At 62.0% G+C, this 6,989-nt stretch carries 10 protein-coding genes and 1 pseudogene; 2 read left to right on the top strand and 9 right to left on the bottom strand.

Annotated elements, in window-relative coordinates:
• The 6 genes from EPL03_RS18170 to EPL03_RS18145 all read right to left on the bottom strand — a co-directional run.
• Window positions 1–675: cation transporter (locus EPL03_RS18170; RefSeq protein WP_135830621.1), on the bottom strand; the 675-nt coding region annotated here is incomplete at its 3' end.
• 59 nt (window positions 676–734) lie between these two features.
• Window positions 735–1,484, bottom strand: coding sequence for a helix-turn-helix domain-containing protein (locus EPL03_RS18165; protein WP_004594502.1), 750 nt, complete (start codon window positions 1,482–1,484; stop codon window positions 735–737).
• Between the two features lie 61 nt (window positions 1,485–1,545).
• Window positions 1,546–1,830 (bottom strand): hypothetical protein, encoded by a 285-nt coding sequence (locus EPL03_RS18160; protein ID WP_004594503.1) that lies wholly within the window; start codon window positions 1,828–1,830, stop codon window positions 1,546–1,548.
• Between the two features lie 37 nt (window positions 1,831–1,867).
• On the bottom strand, window positions 1,868–2,530 hold the full coding sequence (locus EPL03_RS18155) for a DUF6735 family protein (RefSeq protein ID WP_004594504.1): 663 nt from the start codon (window positions 2,528–2,530) through the stop codon (window positions 1,868–1,870).
• 67 nt (window positions 2,531–2,597) lie between these two features.
• Complete coding sequence (locus EPL03_RS18150; protein ID WP_004594505.1) at window positions 2,598–2,978, bottom strand: hypothetical protein; 381 nt, start codon at window positions 2,976–2,978, stop codon at window positions 2,598–2,600.
• 86 nt (window positions 2,979–3,064) lie between these two features.
• A complete protein-coding gene (locus EPL03_RS18145; protein WP_004594506.1) occupies window positions 3,065–3,253 on the bottom strand; it encodes a hypothetical protein in 189 nt (62 codons plus the stop codon).
• A 335-nt stretch (window positions 3,254–3,588) separates the two neighbouring features.
• Between EPL03_RS18145 and EPL03_RS18140 the strand changes: the two genes are divergently transcribed.
• Together EPL03_RS18140 and EPL03_RS20780 are read left to right on the top strand one after the other, a co-directional pair.
• Window positions 3,589–4,140 carry a DUF7342 family protein gene (locus tag EPL03_RS18140; protein WP_049938513.1) on the top strand — a complete coding sequence of 184 codons (552 nt, stop codon included), beginning with the start codon at window positions 3,589–3,591 and terminating at the stop codon, window positions 4,138–4,140.
• Window positions 4,141–4,157: 17 nt separating this feature from the next.
• On the top strand, window positions 4,158–4,646 hold the full coding sequence (locus EPL03_RS20780) for a hypothetical protein (protein ID WP_011222449.1): 489 nt from the start codon (window positions 4,158–4,160) through the stop codon (window positions 4,644–4,646).
• Here EPL03_RS20780 and EPL03_RS20530 read toward each other — a convergent pair.
• The 3 genes and pseudogenes from EPL03_RS20530 to EPL03_RS18120 form a co-directional block, all read right to left on the bottom strand.
• Window positions 4,643–4,803: pseudogene (locus tag EPL03_RS20530) on the bottom strand (transcription initiation factor IIB family protein); the annotation flags it as partial. The gene EPL03_RS20780 and the pseudogene EPL03_RS20530 sit on opposite strands and share 4 nt — an antisense overlap.
• A gap of 93 nt (window positions 4,804–4,896) precedes the next feature.
• A complete protein-coding gene (locus EPL03_RS18125; protein WP_011222448.1) occupies window positions 4,897–5,766 on the bottom strand; it encodes a biosurfactant protein 1 in 870 nt (289 codons plus the stop codon).
• A 263-nt stretch (window positions 5,767–6,029) separates the two neighbouring features.
• Window positions 6,030–6,950, bottom strand: a complete 921-nt coding sequence (locus tag EPL03_RS18120) for a transcription initiation factor IIB (RefSeq protein WP_049938512.1) — start codon at window positions 6,948–6,950, stop codon at window positions 6,030–6,032.
• Window positions 6,951–6,989: the final 39 nt, after the last annotated feature.

The following is a 6,989-nucleotide window of genomic DNA, read 5'->3' as shown; positions in this document are numbered from 1 at the left end:
CCGTGCCCTGTCCATCGCATAGTCCTCGAGCAGTTCGGCGATGCTGAACAGGACGGCCAGCGTCGCGGCCTCGACGAAGTAGCCGATGCCGGTTGCGGCGATGATCGCTGTCCCCATCAGGAGGTCGATGTCGAGGCTTCGGTTCTTCGCGGAGTAGTACCCGCTGCGGACGACCGGGATGCCACTGGCCGCGACGGCACCGAGGAACAGGACATCTGCGATGTGTAGCGGGTAGTCGAGGATGCTCGCTATCGCGACGTTCTGGCCGGTGAGAAGGAACTCGAAGACTAGACCAAGGATGACGAACGCTGCGCCGAGCCACGTCTTCTTCGCGCGAGAACTCGTCCAGACCTCCGAAGGTGGCGCGATATCGACGCCGTCGGCAGACTCGTCGGTTTCGTCGTCTGCTCCGCCGATCACGTCATAGCCGGCGGCTTCGATCGCCGCGACGACGTCGGCTTTGGTAGTCCGGTCCGGATCGTACTTGATGGTAGCTGTCCCGGTGGTCGGCTGGAGCGTGGCCTCAACGACGCCGTCGACGCGCTGGAGGCTCTTGTCGACTTTTTGCGCACACGACGGACAGTCCATCTCGGGGACCGTGAGACGGGCAGTCAACTCCCGCTGCCCGCCGCCGTTCGGTGGTCCCGCTGTATCCACATCGGAATTCTCTGTCATCACCTCACGGTAGGAGCGGGAGTTCGATATGTCTTTGTTGGAATATTCCAACCGCGGTGTCAGTGCGATGCCAGCCGTTCTTCCGCTACCCGCTCGCCGGCGACGTGTTGCTTCGCCAAATGTTCTTCCGCCCGACGGAGCCGGTAGGTAAGTGTTGACCGAGGCACGTCGAGATGCTCGGCCAACTCGCCGACATCGACCTCGCGGGGCGACTCGTAGTAGCCGTGTTCGACGGCGGCTTGGAGGGCGGCTTCCTGCGCCGGGGGTAATCCGCTCGGTGTTTCGTCGCTTCCTCCAGCTGCTGTCGTCGTGTCCGCGGTGCGGAGCATCTCCATCTGAGCGCATTCTTCGACGGCAACCTCGAGGGAGTCGAAGAATGCCGCCACGTCGCCGTCGCCCGAGTGGATGAGTCGCCACGTGTAGTGGCGGCCCTCATGACGGGTCTCGAACAGCACGCCGTCCCCGAGATGGTCGCGGGCGATGTGGGGAACCGAGGCGCAGGTGGGGGTTCGCTCCCAGTCGGAGTAGAGGACGAGCGTGTCGTCCGTGCGGTCAAGGACGCGGGTGGTCTGGGTGGCGCCGCAGTCCTCGGTGGCGAGACAGTCGGCGTAGTAGTCGCTGTTTCGAAACGCGTCCTCGATGGCGTCGAGTGCGTCCGGAGTGCCGGTGGCATGGTCGACTCGCCAAAGTTGGTCGGCAGTCGCGTGCAACGAAAGCGAGCGGACACGGGCGTCGGGGTAGTCGGCAAGGGCATCCGCCACCCTATTGCACCCCGGCTCGTATTCGAGGGCGAAGACGAGTTCGCGCATACCCCGTCTACGGCCTCCTCCGACATAACCAATGGCACGGGACTACGTCTACTGGTGAGCATCAGATCACGTCGTTCGGGTCGTGGACCTCCTGCATTCGCTGCGCTTCGGCCGCGTATTGGTCCTGGAGATCGGGGTCATCAACCGTGCCGAGATTGCCGGGCCCCGCATCGACTGCCGCTGTCGTATCTCGAATATCGGTGAAGGACGTGAGTGCCCGCTCTTTCCGATAATACTGTTTGCCGTCGGGTGTCGCGTAGGTGAGGATGATTAGGTTCTGTTCATCATCGGAGTAGGTACGTTCGACGAGCCATACTCGCACCTCGTCATCAGCCCGATCTGACATATCCAGACGTTCGTGGGGACTCAGAAAGGGATTGGCGTTATAATCGGTCGACTGACGCAGTTTTCGACGGTGATTCACCACCAGGGATGCGCAGTTCCTGGCGCTCGCCGACCCACTCGCCGAGTTTCTGCTTGAGGTACTGCCTCGCCGTCGACGGCGTGAACACCCCCTTGTCGACCATATCGCCGACGACGTCCTTCAGCGCCCGGAACTGCCCCTTCAGATGGCCGTCGCCGACCGGCTCGCCGTCGTGCCACCGAACGGTCGCGAGCGCCCCGTTCCCGACCGTCTCACCGTTGTCGATTGTCTCTGAATCGTACTGCAGGCCGAACCACAGCGTCCGGTAGGCGGTCACCTCGAAGGTCGGTGACACCACGTAGAACGCCTCGTGGTGGAGGTAGTCGAGATGGTCAGCGATGATCTCGTCGAGGGTGAGCCCGGTGGCGCGGGGCTTCGGCTCGACGACCGTCGACGGTCGATCCTCGTCAGCGAGGTAGCCGTCGACCGCATCTGCCTCGAGGCCATCGGCCAGTTCAGCCAGCAGCTGTTTCGCCCACTTGGAGTTGGTGTCGTCGCCACCGAACGGCGACTCAGCCGAAATTCGGTGCTTGAGCTTGAGGTTCGCTGCGCCCCAATGGCTGTAGTGGAGCGTGTACTGTCCGTCTGTGCGTTCGTACGCAACGAGTGCGCGGTGGCCCATCGAGCAATCACCTCACGGGGCGACCGCTACTGGATCGCCCCGCACCCCTCTCGGGGGACGAACAACGCTACTCCTCGATTGGTTCGGGGGAACTGAGATCCGCGTAGAGGACTTCGCCGTCGCGAACGACGTACCGCTTCGCCAGCACTGGGAAGCGACACTTCGTGAACCCCGCTGTCTGGATGTCGAGTTCCTCGTCAGCTTCGAGGTGGTCGGCAAGTTCTCGCAAGAATTCGTGGGTCACGATGCCGCCCTCGTAGTCCGGGAGGCCGTTCTCCCGCGCCTCGTACACTTCGAAGTCATCGTACCCCCAGATGGTGAGTTCGCCCTTGTCGGTGACCTCCCAGTCGAGCGTCCCGAAGCAGTAGCTCTCACAGAGTTCGCGGACAGCCTGTGGATCCGATACGATCGCGCCGGTTGACGTCGTCGCAGCTTGTAGTGTCGCCATGTCTGGACTCGCGGGAAGCCCCGCACCCCTCTTGGGGGGCGATAAACCGACACTGGAAGTGCCCCTGGCGTCGACGGCGATGACGATCAGTCGTCTGTTGGGGCGTCTGGTCCGCTCCCGTCCTCTGGTCCCGTGAGTAGGCTCACTTCTTCCAGGAGGTCTCTTGCAGTCTCGACTCGCTCTCGATCCGCGTCGTCCAACCGCTCGACGTCGAGGCGGCTGAGATTGCTGAGTACACGATGCATCCAGTAGCCCTGTTCGACTTGCTGATTCATCGGTAGCGCCTCACCACTCGCCGGCGCGGATAGACACTCCACGTGACTGTCGTCGTCGCATCAGGTCGCCACCAGTGCTCGTCGCGACGCGTTGCCGCCAGGAGGTCACTCTCACACCCGTCGTCCAACATTGTGTCCGGGCTGTGGGATGCCTCGCCGGTCGGCCGTAGTTCCTCAACGTCAGAATATCGGTCGTACATCGGTTGGCCATACCTTCTGTCGGTATCGCATTTCAACGTCCGGACGCCTTCGCCCGCAAGGCATTCTTGATTATGCGAGACAGTACAAACATATATGGGAGTAGGGCGCGAACACTGTCCCAAGAGGTGCCAACCATGACCGAATCCTCGCGAGATGGGGTCCAATCGTGGACTGAGTCGATGAGCGCCCGCGACCGCATTCGGGCGGTCGCCGAGTCACTTCGCGAACCCCGCTCAGTTAACTGGATCAGCGAGCAGGCCGACGCCGCCTGGAGCACGACCAACGAGGAACTTCAGGACCTCGTCGACCAGGGCCAGTTGCGTCGCGTCGAGGCCGGCGAGACGACGCGCTACCAACCGGACTACACGCGACTGCTCTTCGAGGAGATCCGCACGCTCATCGAGGAAAATACCCGCGAGGAGCTGCGGAGTGAATTGGCCGCGATTACCGAGGAGATCGAGGAGTGGCAGGCGACCTACGACGTCGAGACGTGGGAAGAGCTTGAACAGTCGCTCGCCGACGGCGACCTCACAAGTGCGGAGCTCCGGGACCGCCGCGACGTCATCGCGTTCTGGCGTGAGAACGAGGAGGATCGCCGCCTCATCAAGCACGCACTGGAACTCTACTCCGACGTCGAAGCTGCCCGCGAGCAGATGACCGACGTGGCTGACCGCGCCACGAGCTAACCCTCCTCTCTCACAGAATGATCTTTCTTGCCGGTCGCGACCGCTATACACAGCGGACCCTCCTCCGCGACGTTCACGACCGATTGACGAACCAGCCAGGGTGTGAAGAGGTCCGCTATCGCCCGTCTCGACGCCGACCCCGGTACGTCATCGCGGGTGTCGATCCGACGACGTTCCTGAGTGACTCGTACGACGCGGCGACAGCACGACTGGAGATTCGCTTCTGGTACCCCGCCGGCGTCGACCACGAATACTACCGCATAAACTGGGTCGAACCGGACCGAAATCTGATGCTCGGATTCCACCAAGATGCCGACCATCCGGACCTTGGGCCCTGTCATATCCAACTCAATCACGAAGACACGCCGGTTGATCGGCACAAGGCGACGTTTCTCGATGCGCACCCACTCGCCGTCCTCGATGACCGACTACAGCAGTTCCCGCCCGCGCTAGATGCGATCCACTGGAAGAATGGAGCGCCCTCGCTCCCTACCTGGCCCGTCTAGACAGCGAGTTCATCGAACCTCTGGTGATGCGTCCAGGCCGTGGTCGGCGTGACGTTTCCGGACTTGGCGATGTCACGGTGCGTTACCCACACCCCCTGTTCCCGCCCCGCTTTGTAGAGACAGGCCGCTGCGAACCTGCCGAATGAACGCCCGCTATGACTGACGTCGGACTTGCGGGTACTCACCGTGTTAACCAACAGAAGCCATCTCCATCGGAGACTGTTGGTTAAACGGTGAGATTCCTACTGCCCTATTCGGGAGCAGGCCCGTAGCGACCTGTGCCACACACTTGGCACTCCCAGATTGGTTGGCCCGTCCAGGTCTCGTCAGGGAGCGACTCGCGTGTACTGAAGCGATGTTCTGTTTCTTTCGTACAGTGCTGGCACTCGAGGGCTGTTACGGTCGGGATTTCAGCTCTGGTACTGGAGGATTTCGTTTCGCGGGGTACTGTTTCCACAGCGATTGCTGGGACGATCCACAGCTGATCGCTGTCGTCGAGCGTGTGCTCGAGGGACGACTCATCGCGAATTCCCTGGCCACGCTCGTCATAGACGCGTGGAATCTCCGTCTGAGAACGATCGCTCCTCTCGTTCCACGCTGTCCGCTCACGGGCCGCTGTTAGTAACGCGTCGCCAGCCGCTGCGGTCACCTCAGTAGCAGCGGGGAGCGTAGGCCAGCGCTCGGTTAGCTGGGGTGCGGGCTCGTCGTCGAGATCGTAGATGAGCGTACAGTCGTCGATGGGCTGGTCGTGACCTGACGAGAGAAGTGTCGCTGCTGCTGCTCCCCTTGCCACGGCGCCGTAGAACGTCCCCGATTCGACGAGGAAGTGGATCACACCACGCAGTGTCTGCTCGGAACTCGCAGCACCCGACTCCGACGCGCCGTCAAGTTCGTGTTCGAGACAGAACCGGCATTTTCGTTGCGACGCCGGGATCGATGCGCCACAGGAGACACAGGATCGGTCTGTGTCGGTTGTTCCGTCCGGATACCCACCCGAATGCGAGGCTTCACGCTGGCGGCTTGGCTGGCCGTCTGCTGGCTGATCCAGCGCTGGGTCCGGCACCAGAGCGCCCTCCCCGACAGGTTGGAACGCCTCTCGGTCTGAGTTGTGGTCAGTCATCGATTCGCTCCGCGTTTCCCCCGGTTTGGTATTTAAACTCAGGGGTGAGAAAATGCGGGGACGGATTCGGCGACGACGGGATAAATCTGACCGCCTGAGACCGATTCAGTCACGGAGCTCGGCGACCGCTCGACCGACCTCGCGAACGTGCTCACTCCGCTCGATATCGAGTTCTGTCGACAGATACTCGACAGTCTCGTCCAGATCCATACCCCCTTGTAGACTCTCTGCCTGTATGTAGGTATTCCTCTACCGGAGGCGTCTCAGATCGCTTGGAGTTCGTCTCGCCGGCTTCGGAGCGTCACGACTGACACCTCTGCTGCCGACGCGACGGTGGATTGGGTAATCAACGCGCCCTGCTCTTGGGCAGCCAGATAGACACAGGCGGCCGCGACGCCCGATGGCTGACAGCCGTTCGTGAGGGTTGTCCCCTCGGCGCGTTCTGCGAGTTCGTTCGCGCGCCGACGAATGTCGTGGTCTAACTCCAGCGCCGAGATCAGGCGTGGAATGAACGACGTCGGGCGCATTGGTGGTGCTGGGAGCTCTAATTCGCGATTCAGTGTTCGGTAGGCGTTGGTGACACGAGCGGACTCGACTCGGGCGGCGTCGACGACATCCTCGAGGAGAAGCGGGTGTTGGTTACATCGACAGGTACCGTAGATACTCGCTGCACCGATGGCTTCGATGGATCTGCCTCGAAGCAGATCCTCGCTCTGAGCGCTCCGGAAGAGCTGGCACGCCTGGTCACGAATCGACTCAGAGAGCTCGAGCGCACTCGCCAGCCGGCGTACCTCGCCCAACCCGTGTGCGAGATTCCGTTCCGCTTTGGACCGCCAGCGACCACGGGTCTGCTCACGTCGCATCCGGGCCAGCTGCCGGCGTTTCTGACCAGAGAGTTCGTTCCCGTGTGCGTCGGTTCCGTGGCCGATCTCGGTCGAGATGCCTCGATCGTGACGGGCTGTAGTGAGTGGTGCGCCTGTTCGCTCGCGCTCGTCTGCATCGTACGCCCGCCACTCCGGCCCGTGATCGATACGTTGTTCCTCGATAACAAGTCCACAGTCCTCGCAGATCGTTTCGACCGCATTCGTAGTGACCCGGCCGTCACACTCTGGACACTGGGTAGCGCTCGACTCTGTTTGGACGTCTTCGTCGAAGCCAGTTTCGTAGATGTCTCTGGTAGTCATCGTTCTCACCATGTTCAGGAACTCGCCAGTACAGCGAAT

This window comes from Halorussus halobius (assembly GCF_004765805.1).
Taxonomy (GTDB): Archaea; Halobacteriota; Halobacteria; order Halobacteriales; family Haladaptataceae; genus Halorussus; species Halorussus halobius.
The sequence above is the reverse complement of the archived record's forward strand: the minus strand, read 5'-3'. Positions and strand labels throughout refer to the sequence as shown.